Raw genomic sequence first — 25,024 nt, forward strand, 5'->3', positions numbered from 1 at the left:
TTGACAATAGCAGCGCTATTCTCACCTTTATCAGCTACCTTAGCAGAGAGAGTGAACTCCCTCTCTAAAGCTTATTTATTCTGTTTTATCTGAAGCTTCTTCTTTAGCTTTTTCTAATTCAGCAGCTTCTTTGGCTTGTTGTACACGTGCTTTTTCAAGATCATCGACGTGCATGACATCGTCATCTTCACCTTCATCAAGATCACGCAATTCAACTTCGTAGTCATCCTCATCAAGGACACGCATATCAAGACCAAGTGATTGCAATTCTTTAACAAGTACTCGGAATGATTCTGGAACGCCTGGTTTTGGAATTGGTTTACCTTTAGTGATAGCTTCATAGGCTTTCAAACGTCCGTTAACGTCATCTGACTTGTAAGTCAAGATTTCTTGAAGGATATTTGATGCACCATAAGCTTCAAGGGCCCAAACCTCCATCTCACCGAAACGTTGTCCACCAAATTGTGCTTTACCACCAAGAGGTTGTTGGGTAACAAGTGAGTAAGGACCTACTGAACGAGCGTGAAGTTTATCATCAACCATGTGGTGAAGTTTGATCATGTACATGACACCAACTGACACACGGTTATCAAATGGTTCACCTGTACGTCCATCGTAAAGGATTGTCTTAGCATCACTATCCATACCTGCTTCACGAACAGTATCCCAGAGGTCTTCTGAGCTTGCCCCGTCAAAGACTGGTGTTGCGATGTGGATACCCAAGTTACGAGCAGCCATACCAAGGTGAAGTTCCATAACCTGACCGATGTTCATACGTGATGGCACCCCAAGAGGGTTCAACATGATATCAACTGGTGTACCGTCTGGAAGGTAAGGCATGTCTTCAACAGGAACAATACGAGAAACAACCCCTTTGTTACCGTGACGACCGGCCATCTTATCTCCGACCTTGATCTTACGTTTTTGAGCGATGTAAACACGAACAAGCATGTTAACACCTGATTGCAATTCATCACCGTTTGCACGTGTGAAGATTTTAACATCACGAACGACACCATCACCACCGTGAGGTACACGGAGTGATGTATCACGTACTTCACGAGATTTATCACCAAAGATAGCGTGGAGAAGACGTTCTTCAGCAGAAAGGTCTTTTTCACCCTTAGGTGTTACCTTACCAACAAGAATGTCACCTTCTTTAACCTCAGCACCGATACGGATAATACCCATTTCGTCAAGGTCTTTGAGGGCTTCTTCACCAACGTTTGGCAATTCACGTGTGATTTCTTCAGGCCCAAGCTTTGTATCACGTGTTTCTGATTCGAATTCTTCCAAGTGAACAGATGTATAAACGTCATCTTTCACAAGACGCTCACTCATGATAACGGCATCCTCGAAGTTGTAACCTTCCCATGTCATGTATGCGACAATAGGGTTTTGACCGAGGGCCATTTCTCCACCTTCCATAGATGGACCGTCAGCGATAAAATCACCTTTTTCAACAATATCGCCAACCTTAACCAAAGTACGTTGGTTATAGGCAGTACCTGAGTTTGAACGACGGAATTTTTGAATAGTATAAACATCAAGAGAACCATCTTCACGACGAACTTCAACTTTATCAGCATCAGAGTAGACAACTTTACCGTCGTGTTGAGCAATAACTGCAGCTCCTGAATCGTGGGCAGCTTGATATTCCATACCAGTACCAACATAAGGTGCTTTAGGATCAATCAAAGGCACAGCCTGACGTTGCATGTTGGCACCCATGAGGGCACGGTTAGAGTCATCGTTTTCCAAGAAAGGAATACATGCTGTCGCAACGGCAACTACCTGTTTAGGAGAAACATCCACGAAATCTACAAGGTGTGATGGGTACTCTTGGTTATTACCTTGATGACGACCCATAACGATTTCTTCTGCAAATGTTCCATCTTCGTTCAATTTAGAGTTAGCCTGAGCAACTGTGTACTCATCTTCTTCGTCGGCAGTCAACCAAACTACTTCGTTGGTTACTTTACCAGTTGCACGGTCAACCTTACGATATGGTGTTTGAATGAAACCATACTTGTTAAGGTGTCCGTACGAAGACAAGTTATTGATCAAACCGATGTTAGGTCCTTCAGGTGTTTCAATTGGACACATACGACCGTAGTGCGTATAGTGCACGTCACGAACTTCATATCCGGCACGGTCACGTGTCAAACCACCAGGTCCCAAGGCTGACAAACGACGTTTGTGTGACAACTCTGACAATGGGTTGTGTTGGTCCATGAACTGTGACAACTGTGAAGAACCAAAGAATTCTTTAACAGCTGCAGTTACAGGGCGAATATTGATGATTTGTTGTGGTGTCAAGACTTCGTTATCTTGAACTGACATACGCTCACGTACGTTACGTTCCATACGAGCCAAACCAATACGGAATTGGTTAGCAAGCAATTCACCAACGGCACGGATACGACGGTTACCAAGGTGGTCGATATCGTCTACTTTACCGATACCTTCAGCAAGGTTGAGGAAGTAGCTCATTTCAGCTAAGATATCCGCTGTTGTCAAAGCACGAACTTTGTCATCTGGGTTGGCATTACCAACAATTGTAACCACACGATCTGGATCATTTGGTGCAACAACCTTGAATTTTTGAAGAACAACAGGTTCTGTAACCACCGCATAATCGTTTGGTGTGTATACAAATTTGTTCAAATCACCATCCAAGTATTCTGCGATTGAATCAATCACATCACGTGTCATTTCAGTACCAGCTTCAACAAGGATTTCACCTGTTTCAGGATCTACCAAGTTTTCAGCAATTGTTTGTCCCAAAAGACGTGTCTTGATGTTAAGTTTTTTGTTGACTTTGTAACGACCAACAGCAGCCAAGTCATAACGACGTGGATCAAAGAAACGAGCTACAAGCAAGCTACGTGAGCTGTCGGCAGTTTTTGGTTCACCTGGACGAAGACGTTCATAAATTTCTTTAAGTGCTTCATCAGTACGTGAATCTGCTGGGTTTTTGTGGATATCTTTTTCAATGGTGTTACGAACCAACTCGCTATCACCAAAGATATCAACAATTTCGTCATCACCTGAGAATCCAAGCGCACGCACAAGCGTTGTGAATGGAATCTTACGTGTACGGTCGATACGAGTGTAGGCGATGTCTTTTGAATCTGTTTCGAGCTCAAGCCATGCCCCACGGTTAGGGATAACTGTTGATCCATAACCCACTTTGCCGTTTTTATCAACCTTATCGTTAAAGTAAACACCAGGTGAGCGCACCAACTGAGAAACAATAATACGTTCACCACCATTGATGATGAAAGTACCCATCTCAGTCATAATAGGGAAATCTCCGAAGAAGACTTCCTGAGTTTTGATTTCACCAGTTTCTTTGTTAATAAGACGGAAAGTCACAAAGATAGGTGCTGAGTATGATGCATCGTGGATACGAGCTTCTTCAAGTGTATACTTAGGCTCTTTCAATTCGTAACCAACGAATTCCAATTCCATAGTGTCTGTGAAGTTTGAGATAGGAAGTACATCCTCAAAAACCTCTTTAAGACCAGTATCCAAGAATTCTTTGAATGAATCCGTTTGGATTTCAATCAAGTTTGGTAAATCAAGAACTTCTTTGATTCTTGAAAAACTACGACGGGTACGATGTTTCCCGTATTGAACGTCATGTCCTGCCAAGTCTTCTACTCCTTTTCTACATTCGAGACCTGCTTTGCAAGTCGTGCACTTTAAATATTTGTCTTCTGCCTTTTTCAGTTGCTTGTCCCATTGACAAGTGATTAAACACTAAGATCCACTTAACTGATTAATGATAAGCGATAACTTAATCTGTGAATTTTTAGAACCTTTAAATATGCGTTACAACACTTGGAAATCCTAAAAATAAGCACAAAAATAGCAGCTAAATCTGACCGAAAAAACGTTGATTTAACTGCTGTATCTCTTGATTGGACAATATTTCAACCAAGTAAGACGACAAATAGTTGTCTACATTATACCTAATTTTTTACTTTTTTGCAAGTTTTCTTGGCAATTCCTAATGCCCTCCAAGAATGCTAGACCAGGCTTTTTGATAGTCACTGTCGGTTCCACCAATAGCAAACTTGTAAGTCGTATCTCCAGGTCCATTTTTAGCCCAGTAAGTATCAACCATTTCACCACTTACAGAAACATTACGACCATTGACAGACACTGTTGCTGGTTTAAGACCTGTTGATTTAAGCACACTTGCCTTAATGGCACTTGAATCGATATTAAACTTATCTCCCGTTTTAAAAATACCTGGATTAGCATTATAGATAGCGGAAGTCAAACGAGCCATATATTGGGAATTATATATGTAACCCGTTTTAGAATTGGTTGGTGTATTATTATCATATCCGGCCCAACCACCAAGAGTAATACCAGGCGTTGACACAATCAGCCAAGCATCCGCAAAGTTATCTGTCGTTCCTGTTTTACCCATCCAGTCCGCTGAGGCTGCTGCACCATTGACATTTTTCAATTCAGAATGAAATTGAGTTGTTGCTCCTTTAACTACCACTTCTTTGAGTAAGTTATCCATGATACTAGCCGTAGCCCTTGAAAAAACTTGAACTCCTTCAGATTTATGCTGATAGATAACTTCGCCAGTCCGGTCAGTAATACTATCAATCATATGGCCCTTCTCATAGACGCCACCATTGGAAAGCATTTGATAGGCATTTACTTGCTGGGCAACCGTAGTTTCAATTCCCCCGCCAAGAGGTAAACTTTCGATATTGTAGTTAGCAATCTTATAACCCATCTTGGTCATGTAACCCTCAACATCAACATCATGACGTTGAAGCATTTGATAAGTCCAAAAGGCTGGAATGTTCCATGAGGTATTGAGTGCCTCTTGTAGGTTCATCATAGCTGTACCCTTATCACCATCATGGAGAATAGGCGTTCCACCCGTAAAATTAGTTGGGTAGTTAGAAAGGATACTTGAGCTACCCATCAAACCTTGATCAATAGCAATTCCATAAGCGATAATAGGCTTAATAGAGGAACCTGGGGAGCGTGCCGTATCAAAGGCATGGTTATTTTGGTTATTTTCGTAACTACGACCACCAACAAATCCTAGAATTGCTCCGGTCGCATTATCCATGAGCACATTTCCGACTTCAACTCCACTATTACCTCCTTGGTCAAGGAGGCCACCATATTGACTCGCAGCATCTTGCATCGCATTATAAACTGCATTGTCAATAGTTGTCTTAACGCTGTAGCCACCGGTTTGGAGCTCTTGAAGAGCCCTCTCACGATAGCTTTCCTTTGTCTTATCATTTTTCAACTCTTGACTCGATACCTTGTCATGTTTAACGAGGTAATCATACATGACACCCTGAGCCTCAGACATGACAGAATAGTACAAATAGTCATGACTTACGGCATCAGACTTCTCACCAGCCTTGAAATCTTTAGTGATATCATAATTCTTATAGCTTTCGTACTGCGACTTATCTAGATAGCCACCGCGATAAAGATTGTAGAGTACATCTTGTTGACGTGCCAAGCCATAAGAAAGATCCTCTGCGTTTTTTAATTGTCCATCAGCTGTATAAGGGGAGTAGACAATCGGGCTCTGTGGCAAACCTGCCAGATAGGCTGCCTGAGGAACTGTCAAATCTGCCGCAGATACCCCAAAGATACCTTGAGCAGCCTCCTCAATACCAGCAATATTTTTCCCCTTGTTATTACGTCCAAAAGGAGAAACATTCAGATAATCGGTTAAAATTTCATTTTTAGAAACACGACGCTCCAATTGTAAGGCATAGATAATCTCTGCCGCCTTACGTTTAAAGGTTGGCGCATCCCCTGTTACCTGTTGCTTTATTAACTGCTGTGTTAGCGTCGAACCTCCACTTGAAGAGCCAACTCCCAAAACTGATGACACCAAAGCCCTAAATACTGCCTTTGGCACAACACCCTTATGCTTCTTAAAATTTTCATCCTCAGTCGCAATGATGGCATTCTTGACATTGTTAGAAATCGCATCACTCTCAATAGGTGTTCTCAGCAAGTCAGTGTCAATATCCGCAATCTTCTTGGAATCGGAATAGCTCATCGAAGATACCAAACTAACCTCACTAATCTGATTCAACAAGGTTTTGTCCTTAATCGACGGAACAGACTCAATTTGACTCCCCAAATAACCCAAACCAATTCCTGCACCGAACAAGGTAAGGACGATAATAACCACATAAAAGAAATCAGACAAAAGCTTTAAGGTTTTTAAGAAAACATCACCCATGTCTAAGAGTGTCATCCGGTCCTCAGGCGACTTTCTAACTTGCTTACGATTCCACTTAGAATCAGTTGTAGCTTTCCTTTCATTAAAAGATTTATCCCCTCTTTTAGACCTAGAACCAGCAAACTTTGTGCGAATAGCCTGCCCTAATCGTCTAAAATAATTTATTATTTTTTCAAAATTCATAGAAATACCTCAAAGCCTATTATAACAAACTTTGACAAAGCTTGCATAGGCCTACTTTCTTTTGGTATAATGGTGCAGAATATACTTTATTGGAGAATATCATGACAATTTTTGAAGAACTAAAAGCACGTGGCTTGATTTTTCAAACCACAGATGAAGAAGCCCTTGTAAAAGCCTTTGAAGAGGGACCAGTCTCATACTACACTGGTTATGACCCAACAGCAGACAGTCTCCACCTTGGACACCTTGTAGCTATCCTTACAAGTCGCCGACTTCAATTGGCTGGACACAAACCTTACGCCCTCGTTGGTGGTGCAACAGGTTTGATTGGTGACCCATCATTTAAAGATGCTGAACGTAGCCTCCAAACCAAAGAAACCGTTGAAGGTTGGGTTGAAAAAATCCAAGGTCAGCTCTCTCGTTTCCTTGATTTTGAAAATGGTGACAACAAAGCCGTTATGGTTAACAACTATGATTGGTTTGGTTCAGTCAGCTTCATCGATTTCTTGCGTGACGTGGGTAAATACTTCACAGTTAACTACATGATGAGTAAGGAATCTGTTAAGAAACGTATTGAAACAGGTATCTCTTACACTGAGTTTGCCTACCAAATCATGCAAGGTTACGATTTCTATGAACTCAACGATAAGTACGGCGTAACCCTCCAAATTGGTGGTTCTGACCAATGGGGTAATATGACAGCAGGTACTGAGCTCTTGCGTCGTAAAGCAGATAAATCTGGACACGTCATTACAGTGCCACTTATCACAGATTCAACTGGTAAAAAATTCGGTAAATCTGAAGGTAACGCTGTCTGGCTTGATGCTACTAAAACAACACCTTACGAAATGTACCAATTCTGGCTCAACGTTATGGATGATGATGCTGTTCGCTTCTTGAAGATTTTCACTTTCTTGTCACTTGAAGAAATCGAAGAAATCGGTAAAGAATTTGACCAAGCTCGTCACCAACGTTTAGCACAAAAGGTTTTGGCTCGCGAAGTTGTTACTTTGGTTCACGGTAAAGAAGCCTACGAACAAGCTGTTCACATCACTGAACAACTCTTCGCTGGTAACCTTAAAGCTCTCTCAGCACGTGACCTTAAAGTTGCCCTTAACGGTGTCCCAACTTATGAGATCTCAGCAGATGAAAATCTGAACATCGTTGAACTTCTCGTCAATGCTAAGATTTCACCTTCTAAACGCCAAGCACGTGAAGATGTCCAAAACGGTGCTATCTACATCAATGGTGAACGTGTACAAGACTTGAATTACACCCTCTCAGATGCAGATAAAATTGATAATGAAATTACTGTTATCCGTCGTGGTAAGAAGAAAAACTTTGTCTTGACTTACTAATTTATAGCTATTCTCACTCCTTAATGGAGTGAGTTTTTTTACCCAAAAAGAGCAGTCGGATTCCCAACTACTCTCTTCAGAACACAAAAAACCAGTACTAGACTGGTTTTTGAGACTATCACATTAGTTATAGATTTTGAATGCGTCATCGTCGTTTTGACCAACGAATGGCATTGCTTTACGCAATTCAGCACCAATCTTTTCAATTTCAAGCTCTTCAGCTTCTTTACGGTAAGCTTTCAAACGTGGGAAGCCAGCATCATGGTCTTCAACGAATTCACGTGCAAATTTACCTGATTGGATATCAGCAAGGGCAGCTTTCATGTTTTCTTTGACTTCTGGACCGATGACACGTGGACCAGTTACAAAGTCACCAAATTCTGCAGTATTTGAACATGATTGACGCATTTTCTTGAATCCACCTTCGTAGATCAAGTCAACAATCAATTTCATTTCGTGAAGCACTTCAAAGTAAGCTAATTGTGGTGCATAGCCTGCTTCAGTCAAGACTTCAAAACCAGCTTCAATAAGGTGTGTCAACCCACCCATAAGAACCGCTTGTTCACCAAACAAATCTTCTTCAGTTTCTTCTTTAAATGTTGTTACAAGTAATCCAACACGTGCAGAACCAATACCCTTAGCCCAGTCCATAGCGATATCTTTAGCATTACCTGTAGCATCTTGGTATACTGCGTAAAGTGCAGGAACACCAAAGCCTTCTGTATATGTACGGCGTACCAAGTGACCTGGTCCTTTAGGAGCAACCATAAAGACATCAACATCTTTAGGAACCTTGATGAATTCGAAGTGGATGTTAAATCCGTGTGCAAAACCAAGAGCTTTGCCTGCACTCAAGTTTGGCTCAATTTCATCTTTATAGATATCTTTTTGAATTTCATCTGGTGCCAAAACCATAATGATATCAGCCAATTTAGTTGCTTCTGCTACTGTGTAAGTATCAAAACCATCTTCTTTAGCTTTATCAAATGATTTACCTGGACGAACACCGATGATCACATCGTGACCTGAATCACGCAAGTTTTGTGCATGCGCATGACCTTGTGAACCATAACCGATAACGGCGATTTTTTTACCGTCAAGTGCTGCTACTTTTACGTCTTTTTCATATTCCATTTGAACTGCCATAGTAATATGTCTCTTTTCTAAAAAAATATTTTATTGCCTTTTTAAGGCTGGGTTAACAAATTTAGGTTGGATTTTTTAATCACGGGTAAATCCAGTAGCACCCGTACGAGCGATATTCTTTATTCCGTAAGGACGAATAACTCGTAGAAGCGCCTCGCTCTTTTCAGCATCACCAGTCATCTGGATAGTGATAGAGCTTGGTGCCACATCAACCACCGATGCACGGAAAGGTTGAATAATCGCCAAGATTTCAGCACGCTTAGAGGTTGGTGCTGACACCTTAACTAGGATAACTTCACGTTCCAAGTGTGGCTGATCCGTGATATCACGGATACGAATCACATCAATCTGACGATTAAGCTGTTTGATGATTTGTTCCACTTCATTTTGAGAATTCACATCAATAATAATCGTAATACGTGAAACGTTAGGATCCTCAGAAGCCCCTACAGAGATACTTTCAATATTAACTTGACGTCGTGAAAGAACACCTGTGAAGCGGTTAAGGACACCCGAACGGTTCTGAAGTTTAGCTGTTAACATTCTACGCATTGAACTTCACCCCCAACATTTCGTGATTACTCTTACCAGCCGGAACGATTGGCAAGACATGCTCTTTACGAGAGATATCCACCTCGATGAACATTGGTACGTCTTCCTTGATAACTTCCAAATCCTGATCAATTGTCTCTGGATTATCAAACTTGTAGGACTTAATGCCGTAAGCTTGAGCCATCAATTGGAAATCTGGGAGGGTATCAAAGACTGACTCTGATGTACGCCCTTCGTAGAAGGACTCTTGCCATTGACGTACCATACCAAGTGAGTGGTTGTTCAACATAACAACCTTGATTGGCACCTTGTAAATATTTAAGATAGCCAATTCTTGGTTCGTCATTTGGAAACCACCATCACCAACAAAGAGGATAACTTCTTTATCAGGATTAGCAATTTTGGCACCAATTGCTGCTGGGACACCAAATCCCATTGTTCCAAGACCACCTGAGGTCACCAGTTGACGCTCATTTTGGTATGGATAATACTGAGCTGTCCACATTTGATGTTGACCAACGTCAGTAACAACAACAGCATCACCCTTAGTCAATTCACCGATACGCTCGATAACTGTCTGAGGCTGTACCATACGTTCTTTCTTATCGTAAGAACGTACACGCTCTTTGTCTTTTGTGACTTTTTCAATCCATTTTTCAGTGTTATTCTGAACCACTGGTTCTGCTAAGAGCATTTCAAGAGCTTGCTTGGCATCACCAACAACTGGAAGGTCCACTGCAATAATTTTACCAATCTCAGCTGGATCTATATCAATATGGACAACCTTAGCATTCTTAGCAAATGTTTTAGGATTACCTGTCAAACGGTCATCAAAACGACAACCAATAGCAATCATAAAGTCAGCATCCGTCATAGCAATGTTAGCCGCATATGAACCGTGCATACCACCCATACCCAAGAAAAGGGGATGACTAGTAGCAATTGTCCCTTGTCCTAGAAGACTTGTGACAACTGGGATTTGGTAGCGTTCTGCAAAAGCAACTAGCTCCTTAGCAGATTCAGAATAAGACACCCCACCTCCAGCTACAATAACCGGTTTCTTAGCTTTCCCCAACTGCTTCAAGATTTTCTTGATTTGCATTTCGTTTGGTCTTAGCGTCGGTTGGTAACTTGGAAGATTAATTTCAGGATCGTTGATGAAGGCTGTTTCCTTAGCTACGACATCTTTAGGGAGGTCGATAACAACCGGACCAGGACGACCAGTTGTTGCAATATGAACCGCTTCCCTAATAATACGAGGAATATCAGCTGTATCGCGAATCTGATAATTGTATTTTGTAATCGGCATGGTAATTCCGACAATGTCAGCCTCTTGGAAGGCATCCTTACCAATACCTGATGTTGCTACCTGACCAGTAAAGACTAGGAGAGGTACGCTATCACTCATAGCATCTGCAATCCCTGTAATAGCATTAGTGGCACCAGGACCACTCGTTACAAGAGCAACACCGAGTTTACCAGTTGATTTGGCATAACCTTCAGCTTCGTGCAGACTTCCTTGCTCATGACGAGATAAGATATGATTAATCTTGTCATTTTTGTAAATAGCATCATACAAAGGAAGAACCGCTCCGCCAGGATATCCAAAGATAGTTGAAATCCCAAGTTCAAGAAGTGTATCAAGAATCAAATCAGCACCAGAGCGTGCTTCTTCAAGTTCAATTTTCTTCACATGGACCTCCTTTAGTAGTTGTTTTTTTCGAATTGTCTAAAAATTCAAAACCTTGTATACTATGATAACATTTTTAACCAAATTTGCAAGGGTTTCAGAGAAAAATATCACAAACTCTTCGGAAAGAATGTTCTTAGTTTTTTTCTTGTGCTTGACGTTCTGCTTTACGTTCTTCGAATTCTTCGTCACTCATCAAAGTTCCGCCGACATTGGCTGATTTAGCAAAGGCTGTATAGCGACGCAACCAACCACTTGAAATTTTTGATTTGAAAGGTTTCAAATGTTTGCGACGTTCTTCAAGGGTTACATCATCGACAAGCAGATCAAGAGTACGGTTTGGAAGATCAATCACGATTTCATCGCCATCTTCGATTAGGGCGATATTACCACCTTCTGCTGCTTCTGGAGAAACGTGACCAATAGCAATACCACGAGTAGCTCCTGAGAAACGGCCATCCGTAATCAGTGCCACATCCTTACCAAGACCGCGTCCGACAATCTTAGAAGTTGGTGCCAACATTTCTGGCATACCAGGACCACCCTGAGGACCTTCGTATCGAATGACAACGACATGTCCCTTCTTAACTGTTCCATTGTCAATCAACTCAAGGGCTTGATCTTGTGAATCACAACAAATAGCTTTACCGCGGAAAGTTTTAACAGATGGATCTACACCACCAACCTTGATAACAGCTCCATCCTGAGCAATATTTCCGTAAAGAATAGACAAACCACCAACTGGTGAAATAGGATGCTCAATCGGATGGATAATTTCTTCATTTTTGATTTCAGCACCAGCTACATTTTCTTTCAAGGTTTTACCAGTAACTGTAATACGATCACCCTTAATGGCTCCCTTTTTAATCAACTGATTGATAATGGCTGGAACACCACCAGCTTCATGCACATCATGCATGGTGTAAACACTTGAAGGGGCAATTTTAGAGAGATAAGGTGTCTTCTTGGCAATTTCATTAATGTCCTTAAGGTCATAATCAATACCAGCCTCACGCGCAATAGCAAGGGTATGGAGAACAGTATTGGTTGAACCACCCATAGCCATATCAAGAGCAAACGCATCATCGATAGCTTCTTTGGTCACAATATCACGTGGGCGAACATTATTTTTGATGTTATCCATCAATTTTGTGGCTGCTTGACGAACCAATTCACGACGTTCATCTGAGACAGCTAGGATAGTACCGTTACCTGGAAGGGCAAGACCCAAAACTTCCATCAAACAGTTCATTGAGTTAGCGGTAAACATTCCTGAACATGAACCACAAGTTGGACAAGCATTTTTCTCCAAATAATCGAGCTCTTCCTTGCTCATATCTCCAGCCTGATAGGTACCTACAGCTTCAAACAAACTTGATAGCGTCGCTTGATGACCAGTCATGTCAACGCCACCCTTCATAGGGCCACCAGAACAAAATACTGCTGGCACATTAGTACGCATGGCTGCCAAAATCATCCCTGGCGTAATCTTATCACAGTTAGGAATATAGAAAACCCCGTCAAACCAGTGGGCATTAATAACTGTTTCTGCTGAATCGGCAATCAATTCACGAGATGGAAGACTGTAACGCATCCCAATATGCCCCATGGCAATCCCATCGTCCACACCAATGGTATTAAACTCAAAAGGAATACCGCCAGCCTCACGGATGGCTTCCTTGGCAATATCTGCTAATTCACGCAAGTGAACATGCCCTGGAACAATATCAATATAAGAGTTACAAATAGCAATGAAAGGCTTTTGCATATCCTTGGCAGATTTAACTTGCCCAGTCGCATACAAAAGTCCGCGTGCTGGTGCCTTATCAACACCAACTTTAATCATATCACTTCTCATGATGTTACCTTCAATCTATAAAATTTCTTACAACATATGTTACCACTTTGGAAAGTAATGTCAAGGAATTTTCAGAATATTTCTGTAATTTCGAAAAGATGTCCCAGCCGTATCAAAACCGACAAAACAAAAAGGAAGCTCTAAGACTTCCTAAATGATTATTTCAATATTATTCAACACTAAAGAGGTATGGATAAACTGGTTGGTCTCCTTGGAAGATTTCAACTTCGATACCTTCGTGAGCCTCTTCCAATTTTTCCGCAAGTGCTTGAGCTTGTTCTTGATTACCTTCTTCGCCGACATAAATCATAACAATTTCACTGTCTTCGTCAATCATCTTGTCAAAAGTGTCAAGAAGGGCTTGATCCATATCTGGTGTAGACACAAGGATCTTACCATCAACCATACCAAGGATATCATTTTCATGAATCTCAAGTCCGTCAATAGTTGTGTCACGTACCGCCAAGGTCACGCTACCACTTGTTACATCTGAAAGACTAGCTGTCATAGCTTCAACATTCGCTTCGATACTTTGGCTAGGATCAAAAGCAAGCAAGCTTGTAAAGCCTTGTGGTACTGTACGCGTTTCAACAACTGCCGCATTGACATCTACTACCTCAGCAGCTGATTGTGCTGCCATAAAGATGTTTTTATTGTTTGGCAAGATGATAACATTCTTAGCATTAACCTGCTCAATAGCCTTAACAATATCTTCTGTTGATGGGTTCATTGTTTGACCACCTGAAATCACATAGTCAACACCTTGTGATTTGAAGATATCTGCAAGCCCATCTCCAGCAACAACTGCAATAAGAGCAAAGTCTTTAGGAGCAGAAGGTGCAGCTTGGATAGCTTCTTCTTTTTGAACTTGTGCATCGTGTTGGTTACGCATGTTGTCAACCTTAACTTTGACAAGAGCCCCATATTTAAGACCTTCTTGCATGACAAGACCTGGATCCTCAGTGTGGACGTGAACTTTGACAATTTCATCGTCATTAACAACAAGGAGAGAATCCCCAAGGTTGCTCAAGTAATTTTGGAACTCTTCATAGTCAAAGTCCTTCACATAAGTTGGACCTTGTTTGAGACCAATCATGATTTCCGTACAGTAACCAAAAGTAATGTCTTCTGTTGCAACATGACCAGCAACTGACTTATGATGTTCTGCATTGATCATCTCTGTCATCGTAGCTGGTGTCGCTTGGAAGTCCTCTGAAGCGATATACTCACCTGTGAGGGCTGACAAGAAACCTTCATAAATGAAGACCAAACCTTGACCACCTGAGTCTACCACACCAACTTCTTTCAAAACTGGAAGCATCTCTGGTGTCTTAGCCAAGGCAGCTTTAGCTCCGTCAAGAGTTGCACGCATAACCTCAACAGCATCATTTGTAGATTCAGCTTTCTTAATCGCTGCTGAAGCTGCACCACGAGATACTGTAAGGATTGTTCCTTCGACAGGTTTCATAACAGCTTTATAAGCAACTTCAACCCCTGCTTGGAAGGCATGAGCTAGATCTTGGCCGTCAAGTTCCGTTTTATCCTTGATACTTTGACCAAATCCACGGAACAATTGTGACGTGATAACACCTGAGTTACCACGGGCACCCATCAAAAGACCTTTAGACAAAATCTGACCAACTTCACCAACTGTTGAAGCTGATTGATCTGCGACAGCTTTGGCTCCGTTATCCATAGTCATTCCCATGTTTGTTCCAGTATCTCCATCTGGTACTGGGAAGACATTGAGTGAATTCACATATTCTGCTTGCTTACCTAGACGTGTTGCTGCCGCTTGGACCATCTCCTGAAGCAAGCTTGTTGTAATTTTAGACACTAGTTTTCTCCTACGACTTTAATATTTTGAACGTAAACATTTACTGTTTCAGCCTTGATACCGAGTTGATTCTCAAGATTAAATTTCACACGTTCTTGAATATTTTTTGAAACCTCACTAATCTTAACACCGTAACTCATAACAGTGTAGACATCCACAGTGATACCTGCATCAGTAGATTTCACGACAACTCCTTTTGCGTAGTTTTCTTTTCCAAGAAGTGCTTGAAAATTATCTCGGATAGCACTCTTACTTGCCATACCGACAACGCCAAAAATTTCTGTTGCTGAACCGCCAACTACTGTTGCGATGACATCATCTGACAATTCGATTTGACCATCTTTTGTATTGATTTTTACAGTCATAATTACTACCTCAAAAAGTTTTTATCAGCTTATTTTACCATATTCGAGCCTACTTGTAAAAAATAAGAAGAAGATACCCTTTGAATAAGAGTATCTTCTCAGTATTTATCATTAAAACTTTCTCTTTACGAGATAACGACGGTACATCACGTAGAGGAAAATCGCACGCCATACATTATCAACAACGGTTGCAATCCAGACACCAGCAAGACCCATTCCCAGACTCACCCCAAGGAAGTATCCTGAGAAAATTCGAATAATCCACATCCCAATAGTTGTCGCATAGAAAGGCATCTTAGCCTTACCCAGACCTTGCCAAACTGCTGTGTAAACTAAAGTCCCCGAAGTCACAGGATTCCCAAGGAAAGAATAAAGAATAACTACCTGACTAGCCGCAATAGCTGCTTTATTATCTGTAAAGAGACCTGATAATCCTTGGCCAAAGAGCAAGATACTCCCTGAAACCAGAACCATCAAGAAGGTGGAAATCCAATAAGACTCTCGTATAATACGCTTCATCTGCGTCTTATCCCCTCGACCCAGACTATTGGCAACCAAGATAACCGTAGCCGTTGCGACTCCCATACCAGGCATATAGTTAAACTGGGTGAGGTTTTCACCAATGGCGTTACCACCGACAACGGCTGTACCAAAGGTAACAATAATAGCCACGATGACCACATCTCCAGCACGCATCATCAGTCGTTCACCTGCTGCTGGCAGGGCAATCCCCAACAACTCTCTATTAAAAGGTTTGGTAATTTCAAGCTGCTTCACATCTAGTTTCATCGCTTGCCAGAGTATCACTGTCCCAACCAGACGAGAGAAAACCGTAGCTGTAGCGACCCCAACAATCCCCCAATGTCCAACAAAGATAGCTAAAGAAGATAAAATAGCATTAAGAACATTGGTCAAAAGACTGACGACCATGGAAATACGAGGTCGTCCCTTGGCCCGTAGGATGTTACCAAAAGTGGTCATCAAGGCTAGGAAAACCACTCCTCCACCGACAAGAGCAAGGTAGAGACTACCAGCCTGAGTCACAGATTGCTCAGTACCTAAAAGATTAAGAATGGCCCCACCACCAAAAATGGAAAGTAGACCAAGGATGAGACTAAGAGCAAGGGTAATAATAATAGCATCCCAAGTGTCTCGGTTAGTCGCTTTAACATCACCTTTTCCTAAACTCCTGGCAATGACACTGGCACTTGAGGCTCCTAGAGCAATAAAGATAGCTTGGTAAATCGTAATGATATTATTGGCTACGGAAACCCCCGATATAGCGACAATACCCACCTGAGCCACTAGGTAAGAATCGACAACCCCCATCAACATTTGTAGAAGGTTTTCGGCCATAGCAGGCAAGGCTATGTTTAGAATTTTCTTTGTTTCTGTCATAATATTCTTTTCTATATTGATAAAAATAGGGCTGATTTCTCAGCTCCTATTTTTTTATTCTTATACACCAAGATAGCTTTCAACTGCTTTTTGCATATCAGCTGCCGCAACAACTGTTTTATGGCGAACTTCTGCATGTTCAAGTCCATCTACAGCCGCTGGGATAGCTACACCTGAAAGTTGGTGCAAATCTTCTACTGCTTTGAAATCATCCCCACTGTCTTTACCAGTGACAGCTGAAACTGCCACACGTGGGAATTTGTATGGGCTAGCTGTTGAAGCGATAACTGTTGGTGTGTGGTCATCTGTCTTTTGAACATATGCTTCGTAAACAGCTGAGGCAACTGCTGTATGAGGATCTTCGATATACTTGTCTTCATCATAGACACGCTTGATTTCAGCAGCTGTTTCATCCTCAGTTGCAAAACCTGCTGCAAACAAATCAAGAATATCTTTATCTGCATCAGCCAAAGTATACTCACCCTTAGTCACAAGTGCATCCATAAGCTCTTTAGTCTTAGTAGCATCATTACCAAGAAGGTGGAAAATCAAACGTTCCAAGTTAGAAGATACCAAGATATCCATAGAAGGGCTTGTTGTTACCTTGAAGTCACGTTTCTTATCATAAGTACCCGTTGCGAAGAAGTCTGTAAGGACGTTATTTTCATTAGAAGCACAGATTAATTTGCCAACTGGAACACCAATCTGATGTGCATAATAAGCCGCCAAGATATTACCAAAGTTTCCTGTTGGTACTGTGAAGTTCACCTTATCTCCGTTTTGGATATGACCTGCCTTAACCAACTGTGCATAGGCATATACATAGTAAACCACTTGCGGTACCAAACGACCAACGTTCATTGAGTTAGCTGATGAGAATTGCGTATGATGAGCCAACAATTTCTCACGCAAATCAACATCATTAAACATACGTTTCACATCTGTTTGAGCATCATCAAAGTTACCATCAATGGCAATAACGTGCGTATTAGCTCCTGTTTGAGTGGTCATTTGCAATTCTTGGATTTTTGAAACACCGTCTTTTGGATAAAAGACAATGATTTCAGTTCCAGGAACATCTGCAAAACCAGCCATGGCAGCTTTACCAGTGTCACCTGATGTCGCTGTCAAGATGACAATCTTATTATCAACACCTTGCTTTTTAGCTGATGTTGTTAGCAAGTAAGGCAAGATTGAAAGGGCCATGTCTTTGAAAGCGATAGTAGAACCATGGAAAAGTTCAAGGTTGTAGTGGTTCTTAAGTTTAACTACTGGTGCAATGGCAGCTGTATCAAACTTGTCATCATAAGCATTTGTGATACAGTAATCCAATTCCTCTTCAGTAAAATCATCCAAGAAAGCTGACAAGACCAATTTAGCAACTTCTTGATAAGAAGCGTCTTTCAATTGATCAAAGTCCAAAGCAACCTCAGGCGTTGACAACGGTGTGAACAAGCCACCATCTGTTGCCAAACCTTGAAGAATAGCTTGACTAGCTGTTACTTTATTATTTTCGTCACGTGTTGATTGGTATACAAGTGTCATGGTAAATCCTCTTTTTAGATAGTCTGTGGCTCTATTGTAGCATAATTGTCAGAATATTTCTACACGTATTGTGACTTGTGAGAAAATCATTCGGATATCACCCTATTTTCTCCTCTCAAAGACATGAAAAAATCCGGAATAGCTATTCCAGATGTCATCTTAAAATTTATCTTTGGTGTCATTCTTAGTTGAGAAAGTAATATCTTTTGATTTGCCATCACCACTAAGCGTTACTTTCTTATCTTTTTTAGTCACTTTTAGCTCTTGGCCTTTTTTCACATTGAGACCATCAATATCAACGTCTTTGTTGACAGAAGTAACAGTCATCTTATGTCCCAAGCGACTAACCTTCCCTTTGAAAAGGGTTGTCGTTGTTTCGCCTGTCTTCGAATCATACTTTTGACCGCTGTCTTTTGCAGCTTTTTCAAGAGCTTCATCAAGTTCTTTTTCTATAGTTTCCTCACTATAATAGTTTTCAAAGGAATCTCCATAGAAGGCTTTAAATAAATCTCCAAAGGCTGAGAAGGACTTCTGAACCCTCTCACGATAATCCTTGATGTAAGTTTTCTTGTCAAAAGTATAGCCAGCAGTCACCTTCGCATTGCTACCTTTTACCTTCATGGTTACAGCAGTATCTGTAAAGTACTTTTCAAGCTCCTTACTATCCAAGTCTGTCAAACTTTCAGACATGCTTGAACTATACTCTCTACCTAGAGAACTACTGTACCATTTGCCATCAATATTACCTGTCACATAACGGTAAGTCATAAAGCCACCGATACATAAGAAGACGAGGACTACCGCTGACAAAACTGAGACTAGGATGCGTTTTTTCTTTTTGGGATCCATTGGTTTTTTAGGAGCCAAATTTGCCATAGCTACTTGTCCTTCTGGAAAAGCAACCATAGAAGGTGCTGTTGTTGTTACCGCTGGTGCCGTTTCTGTTGGTAGAGGACTAGTGCTTGTCTCGACGATTTCTGCCTCAACCTTAATAGGTTCAGTAGTAGCTGTATCTTCAGCTTTAGCTGGTGCTTCATTAACAAACTCTCCAGCTTTCAAAGCATCCGCCATTTCCTGAACACTCGGCTTACGTCCGTTTACCGTCTCAAAATAGTCCAACCATTCTGCTCTTGTCATTTATATTCCCCTTTAATTTCCTTTTTTATTTATTTTTTGTAAAACTAATGTCACCGAATTCACTGTGTGCCTTGATAGTAAAGCCTTCATTGTTAGGCGTATAATCTAAGACATCACCTTTTTTAAAAGCATCTGAATCTCCAGCCTTATCCACAGTGATTGTTTGCTCCCAACGGTTAATATCTCCCGTAAAAGCAGTTGTTGTGACACGACCGGTTTTGGCATCGTAGGTATAGCTCTTTGGAAGTTCTTTCTTCACTGTCTCATCAAACTGTTTATAGTAGTCTTTTTCTGACAATGAATAACTATCAAAAACCTCCGAGAACTCCTCACCGTACTGACCTTTCAATTCAGTAACTCTACTCTGGTAAGCCTGATAAAGAGCTTTACGATTGTAAACAAAGCTCACTTTTAAGTGAGCCTTATTGTCAGTAATACTCATTGCTGTATTGATATCGGTGATAAGATTTTGACCTTGTGGTAAAGCATTACTAACTTTATTCTTAGTATTAGCAGTATCTTTCAGAGTGGCTAACATTTTCTCACTAAAGGTTGGGCTTGTCCAATCGCCCTCAATGCTTGCGGCTCGATAACGGTATCCCATCACGAGACAAACGATCAAAAGTATGGTTAGTATCGCTGCAATCACACCTGATACCATCCCCACAATATTCTTTGAGGTTACTGGCTCCTTTGATTCTTTTACTTGTTGACTAGGATTGAATTGAACACTCACCATCCTATCAGCATTAAACTCTTTAAACTTATTAGTCGCTCTATTCCCTTCCATGAGAGCCCCCGATGGTCCCATTTTATGAGGCTTAAGAGGGTGTGCTGTTTCACCCAAGCTAAGCCCTTCTTCTTTTGTCATAGGAATCTCCTTATCTTGCTGTAAGGTTATTATAACAATTCTTAAAGCGTTTTTCTATCTTATTCAAGAAAGTCCTTTATTTTTAATTTGGATAAACACTCTAATATAGAAGATTCCTGGCAAAAAAAGTAGCCCTTATAGAGCTACTTTAGTCTATCACTTACCCTTTATAATCAAAGGCAATTTCGATAATTTCTTTCAATTCTGAAATAAGCGGTTCTTTCGGATTAGCTGTTGTACATTGGTCTTCATAAGCATGTTCGGCCAAAGTATAGGCAGTGTCTTGAAGAAGTTTCTTAGTGACACCTTGTCCCTTCCAGTTCATGTCAATACCAACGGCAATACCTAATTCGTATACTTTTTGTGCCAAAAGTTCAACCAATTCAGCATCTGATTGTTTGTCAGTACCCCATCCCATGAAACGAGCAATATCAGCATAATCCTTGTCTGCACGGAAGTAGTCATATTTAGGGAACATGGCGTGTTTTTGAGGATCACGACCATTGTAGCGGATAACGTGAGGTAGAAGAATTGCATTGGTACGTCCGTGTGGAATATTGTACATTGGACCAATCTTATGTGCTAATGAGTGACTAATACCAAGGAAGGCATTGGCAAAGGCCATACCAGCCATTGTTGACGCATTATGCATTTTTTCACGTGATTCTTCATCACCAAAACGGTAAGAATGTTCAAGATTTTCAAAAACAAGTTTAATCGCTTGAAGTGAAAGTCCGCGTGTATAGTCGCTAGCCATGACTGATACATAAGATTCAATAGCGTGAGTCAAAACGTCCATACCTGTATCTGCCGTAACGCTGGCAGGTACACTCATAACCAAAGCAGGGTCGACGATAGCAATATCCGGAGTCAAAGCGTAATCTGCCAATGGATACTTGATATGAGTTTCACTATCAGTGATAACCGCAAATGACGTTACTTCTGAACCCGTACCTGAAGTTGTAGGGATACAGATAAATGTGGTCTTTTCAGCATATGGAATCTTATAGGTACGTTTACGAATATCTAAGAATTTTTGTTTAGCACCGAAAAAGCTTACATCTGGGTGTTCAAAGAACATCCACATAGCCTTAGCCGCATCCATTGCAGAACCACCACCAAGGGCAATAATGACATCTGGTTGGAAGTCTACAAAGCGTTCCAAGCCTTTATAAACCGTATTCGTAGATGGGTTAGGCTCAACATCTGAGAAAACTTCAATCATTGGATCGTGACGGTTGAGTTCCAATTGGCGTTTAACCAAGGCAGCGTAGCCAAACTGAACCATACCTGGATCACAGACCAACATTACACGCTTAGCTTTGATATGACGCAGATATGTTATTGAGTCTTTTTCAAAGAAGATTTTTGGTGGGACGCGAAACCATTGCATATTATTGCGACGCTTTGACAATGTTTTTACGTTAAGAAGGTCAAATGAACTAACATTGTGAGAGATTGAGTTGTGTCCGTATGAGCCACAACCAAGAGTCAATGATGGGATCATGTTATTGTAGATATTACCGATACCACCTTCAGCTGATGGGCTATTTACCAAGACACGGCAGGCTTTCATGCGAATACCATATTGGAGTTGGAGCTCTTCATTTTCAGTGTGGATAACAGCTGTGTGTCCGAGACCACCCAAATTGAGCATACCTTCTGCTTTTTTGAATCCATCTTCAACGCCATCAGATTTGATAAGGGCAAGTACTGGAGACAATTTTTCCAAGGCAAGTGGGTGTTCCATTGTTGCATCTGGAATTTCTGCCAAAAGCAATTTTGTACCTGCAGGAACTTTAAGGCCAGCTTTTTCAGCGATTTCAATAGCTGAGTGACCTACAATGGCACCATTTACAGCTGTACGCGCTTCATTAAGAACGACTTTTTCCAATTTAGCAATGTCGGCTTTTTTAGAAATGATGACACATTGATGTGCTTCAAATTCAGCCTTAACTTCGTCATAAATAGCTGCATCAACGATAGCTGCTTGTTCAGAAGCACAAATCATACCATTGTCAAAACTCTTTGAAAGAATGATATCGTTGACAGCACGTTTAACTTTAGCATCTGCCGCAATATAGGCAGGTACATTCCCAGCTCCTACACCAAGTGCTGGTTTACCAGTTGAGTAAGCTGCTTTAACCATACCAGGTCCACCAGTCGCAAGTACTGTGGCAATCTTAGGATGGTTCATCAAGAGACCAGTCGCTTCGATAGATGGCTCTTCAATCCACTGAATACAGTTCTTAGGTGCACCAGCTTCAATAGCAGCATCACGAACAATGCGCGCAGCTTCTGCTGATGATTTTTGAGCTGATGGGTGGAAGGCAAATACAATTGAGTTACGTGTTTTCAACGCAATCAAAGCTTTGAAAATAGTAGTAGATGTTGGATTAGTTGTTGGAGTTACCCCACAGATAACACCTACCGGCTCAGCGATAGAGACCAAACCTTGCTCTTTATCTTCAGCAATAACACCGACTGTCTTGTCATTTTTGATGCTATTCCAAATATATTCAGAAGCATACATATTTTTTATAGCTTTGTCTTCATAAATACCACGACCTGTTTCGTCAACAGCCAATTTTGCAAGATACATGTGTTTATCAAGCGCTGCGATTGCTGCATGGTGAACAATGTGATCCACTTGCTCCTGTGTAAAGTCAGCCATTTCATTGAGGGCTTCAACCCCCTTTATTGCCAATTCATCAATTACTGTTTGAATATCTTTAGTTTGTTTAATTTCTTTAGTCATATAAAACTCCTTTTAAGCACTTGTTAAAAAAATCACAAGCTTTTGAACAATATTATTATAGCTCTTTATTCAATTTTTGTAAACCCTTACAACGACAAAAATAAAGAAATCCATCCATTTTAGGACAGATTTCATCATTATTACCAAATAATCACACGATCTTCTGGGGCACGCCACATGCCGTCGCCTTCTTTAACGTCAAATTCCTTGTGGAATTCGTCGAAGTTGCTCACGATAACATTGGTGCGCCATTTAGCCGGAGCATGCACATCCACGCTAGCTAACATTTGCATGTATTCTTCACGTGCTTTCATACGCCAGATTGTCGCAAAATTAACAAAGAACTCACGAACTGAAAAATCCTTATCTCGTTTAGCGGCCTCTAAGGCACAGGCTACACCACCGAGGTCAGCAACATTCTCAGAAACAGTCAATTTACCATTGACCTTGGCACCATAAGAATCCAAGCCCTCAAACTGATCCACAATCTTGTCAGTACGTTCCTTAAAGGCTGCATAGTCTTCCTCAGTCCACCAGTTCTTAAGACTACCATTCTCATCAAAGGAAGCTCCGTTTGTATCAAAGGCATGGGAAATCTCGTGAGCAATGACAGCACCAATACCACCATAGTTGGCTGATGAGCTTTGTGCAATATCATAGAAAGGTGCTTGAAGGATAGCTGCTGGGAAAACAATTTGGTTCTGCTGTGGATCATAGTAAGCATTAACCATGTGGGCAGGCATATGCCACTCACTACGATCAACAGGTTGATTCCACTTGCTCCAACTATGTGCAACTGAAATTTCGACTAACTTCTGTGCATTCTCAACAAGTGACAAGTTCTCATCAATAATCTTCTTATCATATGTCTCAGGTAGTTTTTCTGGATAACCGATATGAGGTGTGATGACATTGAGTTTCGTAATAGCCTTTTCACGTGTCTCAGGAGCCAACCAATCTGCTGTTTGAAGGCGTGATTTATAAACATCAATCATAGTTGCCACCTTCGCTTCAACATCTGCTTTTGCTTCTGGAGAGAATTTTTCACCTGCATACCAAAGTCCAAGAGCCTGATTGTAATGTCCTTGTGCCAAATAGTAGGCTCCTTTTTTCTTGTCCCAGGCTTGTGGTGTTCCTGAAAGCGCACGACCATATTTTCCAAATAGAACACGAAGTTCGTCTGTCAAATAGGCATTCCAAATTGTCGTAGCATCGATAAGTAGGCTCGCCTTAAGTAGCTCCCAATTATCTTCTGAATAATATTCTGCCGCAAATTCTGTCCAGAAGCGCTCTTCAGGAACGATAACTTTATCAGGAACTTGTCCCAAGATTTCTGTGAAGATGTTATCAAGTGGAAGTTCCGGTGCTAGCTTGGTAAAGTCTTCCCAATCATATGGGTGGTAGAGTTCCACATACTCGGAAGATTCTTCACTCGAAAGGACATACTTGGCCAACTTAGCATCAAGGGCGATAACCTTGTCCAAGATATCTTTGATTTCTTCAGCTGTAAAGCCATATTTCTCAAGGAGTTCTTCTTCCATTTCACGCCAAATTCCTAAAAGCTCCTTGCCCTTCTCATTATCCTCAGTGTAATAGGTTGTATCAGGTAAAATAATACTTGGCGCTGCTGCCCAGAGGACATTTAATTGAGCATTCATAAAGTCTGGAGATACACCGAATGGGAACGCATTAGGTTTACCAGACATCTCGTACTCAGCAATTTTCGAAGCAAATTCTGAGAATGAGGAAAGCTTCTTGTATTCTTCAATCCAAGGTTTAACAGGCTCGATACCCAATGCCTCACGTTTGTCAAAGTCCGCAGCCATACGGTGAAACTTAATGAAGTTTTGTAGAATAGCATTGTCTGGAATATTCTCTCCTGCCAACCACTGATCAGTCGTTTCAAGCATAAGGTCTTCAATTTCATCTGCTAAATCTGAGAAACCACCTGTACGTGGCTTATCATCGGGAATCACTGCTGTTTTTTCCCACTCACCATTAATCGCATGGTAAAAATCATCTTGTAAGCGTGTCATTACACTTCCTCCATCAACATTAAAAGTGCTTTCA

Annotated in this window: 15 protein-coding genes; 1 reads left to right on the forward strand and 14 read right to left on the reverse strand. The window is 41.2% G+C overall.

Going from position 1 to position 25,024, the window contains the following annotated elements:
- Window positions 1-75: 75 nt before the first annotated feature.
- Together rpoB and pbp1b are read right to left on the reverse strand one after the other, a co-directional pair.
- Entirely contained in the window at window positions 76-3,657 is a 3,582-nt protein-coding gene (rpoB, locus tag NSQ79_RS09580) for a DNA-directed RNA polymerase subunit beta (RefSeq protein ID WP_002885744.1), read from the reverse strand.
- A gap of 358 nt (window positions 3,658-4,015) precedes the next feature.
- Window positions 4,016-6,439 carry a penicillin-binding protein PBP1B gene (gene pbp1b / locus NSQ79_RS09585; protein WP_049527762.1) on the reverse strand — a complete coding sequence of 808 codons (2,424 nt, stop codon included), beginning with the start codon at window positions 6,437-6,439 and terminating at the stop codon, window positions 4,016-4,018.
- 101 nt (window positions 6,440-6,540) lie between these two features.
- Here pbp1b and tyrS point away from each other — a divergent pair, with 101 nt between their 5' ends.
- The gene (gene tyrS, locus NSQ79_RS09590; RefSeq protein WP_049527761.1) at window positions 6,541-7,797 is read left to right on the forward strand and encodes a tyrosine--tRNA ligase; all 1,257 of its coding nucleotides are present in this window, start codon (window positions 6,541-6,543) and stop codon (window positions 7,795-7,797) included.
- Between the two features lie 123 nt (window positions 7,798-7,920).
- Here tyrS and ilvC read toward each other — a convergent pair whose 3' ends face one another.
- The 12 genes from ilvC to NSQ79_RS09650 all read right to left on the reverse strand — a co-directional run bounded on the left by ilvC (window position 7,921) and on the right by NSQ79_RS09650 (window position 24,990).
- Complete coding sequence (gene ilvC / locus NSQ79_RS09595; RefSeq protein WP_002887024.1) at window positions 7,921-8,943, reverse strand: ketol-acid reductoisomerase; 1,023 nt, start codon at window positions 8,941-8,943, stop codon at window positions 7,921-7,923.
- Window positions 8,944-9,018: 75 nt separating this feature from the next.
- On the reverse strand, window positions 9,019-9,495 hold the full coding sequence (ilvN, locus tag NSQ79_RS09600) for an acetolactate synthase small subunit (RefSeq protein ID WP_002887025.1): 477 nt from the start codon (window positions 9,493-9,495) through the stop codon (window positions 9,019-9,021).
- Window positions 9,488-11,188, reverse strand: a complete 1,701-nt coding sequence (locus NSQ79_RS09605) for an acetolactate synthase large subunit (protein WP_339313601.1) — start codon at window positions 11,186-11,188, stop codon at window positions 9,488-9,490. Before NSQ79_RS09605 ends, ilvN begins: the two co-directional genes overlap by 8 nt.
- 133 nt (window positions 11,189-11,321) lie before the next feature.
- Window positions 11,322-13,043 (reverse strand): dihydroxy-acid dehydratase, encoded by a 1,722-nt coding sequence (ilvD, locus tag NSQ79_RS09610; protein WP_002887027.1) that lies wholly within the window; start codon window positions 13,041-13,043, stop codon window positions 11,322-11,324.
- A gap of 169 nt (window positions 13,044-13,212) precedes the next feature.
- Window positions 13,213-14,880, reverse strand: a complete 1,668-nt coding sequence (locus NSQ79_RS09615; protein WP_164332138.1) for a DAK2 domain-containing protein — start codon at window positions 14,878-14,880, stop codon at window positions 13,213-13,215.
- A complete protein-coding gene (locus NSQ79_RS09620; RefSeq protein ID WP_002885694.1) occupies window positions 14,880-15,245 on the reverse strand; it encodes an Asp23/Gls24 family envelope stress response protein in 366 nt (121 codons plus the stop codon). Before NSQ79_RS09620 ends, NSQ79_RS09615 begins: the two co-directional genes overlap by 1 nt.
- 111 nt (window positions 15,246-15,356) lie before the next feature.
- Window positions 15,357-16,643, reverse strand: coding sequence for an MATE family efflux transporter (locus tag NSQ79_RS09625; protein WP_002887029.1), 1,287 nt, complete (start codon window positions 16,641-16,643; stop codon window positions 15,357-15,359).
- Between the two features lie 60 nt (window positions 16,644-16,703).
- Entirely contained in the window at window positions 16,704-18,188 is a 1,485-nt protein-coding gene (gene thrC, locus NSQ79_RS09630; protein ID WP_049527750.1) for a threonine synthase, read from the reverse strand.
- Window positions 18,189-18,347: 159 nt separating this feature from the next.
- A complete protein-coding gene (locus NSQ79_RS09635) occupies window positions 18,348-19,325 on the reverse strand; it encodes a hypothetical protein (protein ID WP_045769372.1) in 978 nt (325 codons plus the stop codon).
- Window positions 19,326-19,350: 25 nt separating this feature from the next.
- Window positions 19,351-20,196: a hypothetical protein gene (locus NSQ79_RS09640; RefSeq protein WP_049527748.1), complete on the reverse strand. Its 846-nt coding sequence runs from the start codon at window positions 20,194-20,196 to the stop codon at window positions 19,351-19,353.
- Between the two features lie 160 nt (window positions 20,197-20,356).
- Window positions 20,357-22,954 (reverse strand): bifunctional acetaldehyde-CoA/alcohol dehydrogenase, encoded by a 2,598-nt coding sequence (gene adhE, locus NSQ79_RS09645; protein ID WP_002887036.1) that lies wholly within the window; start codon window positions 22,952-22,954, stop codon window positions 20,357-20,359.
- 140 nt (window positions 22,955-23,094) lie between these two features.
- Window positions 23,095-24,990 carry a M13-type metalloendopeptidase gene (locus tag NSQ79_RS09650; RefSeq protein ID WP_002887037.1) on the reverse strand — a complete coding sequence of 632 codons (1,896 nt, stop codon included), beginning with the start codon at window positions 24,988-24,990 and terminating at the stop codon, window positions 23,095-23,097.
- Between the last annotated feature and the right edge of the window lie 34 nt (window positions 24,991-25,024).

The sequence above is a fragment of the Streptococcus sp. FSL W7-1342 genome, assembly GCF_037966635.1.
GTDB lineage: Bacteria > Bacillota > Bacilli > Lactobacillales > Streptococcaceae > Streptococcus > Streptococcus salivarius_D.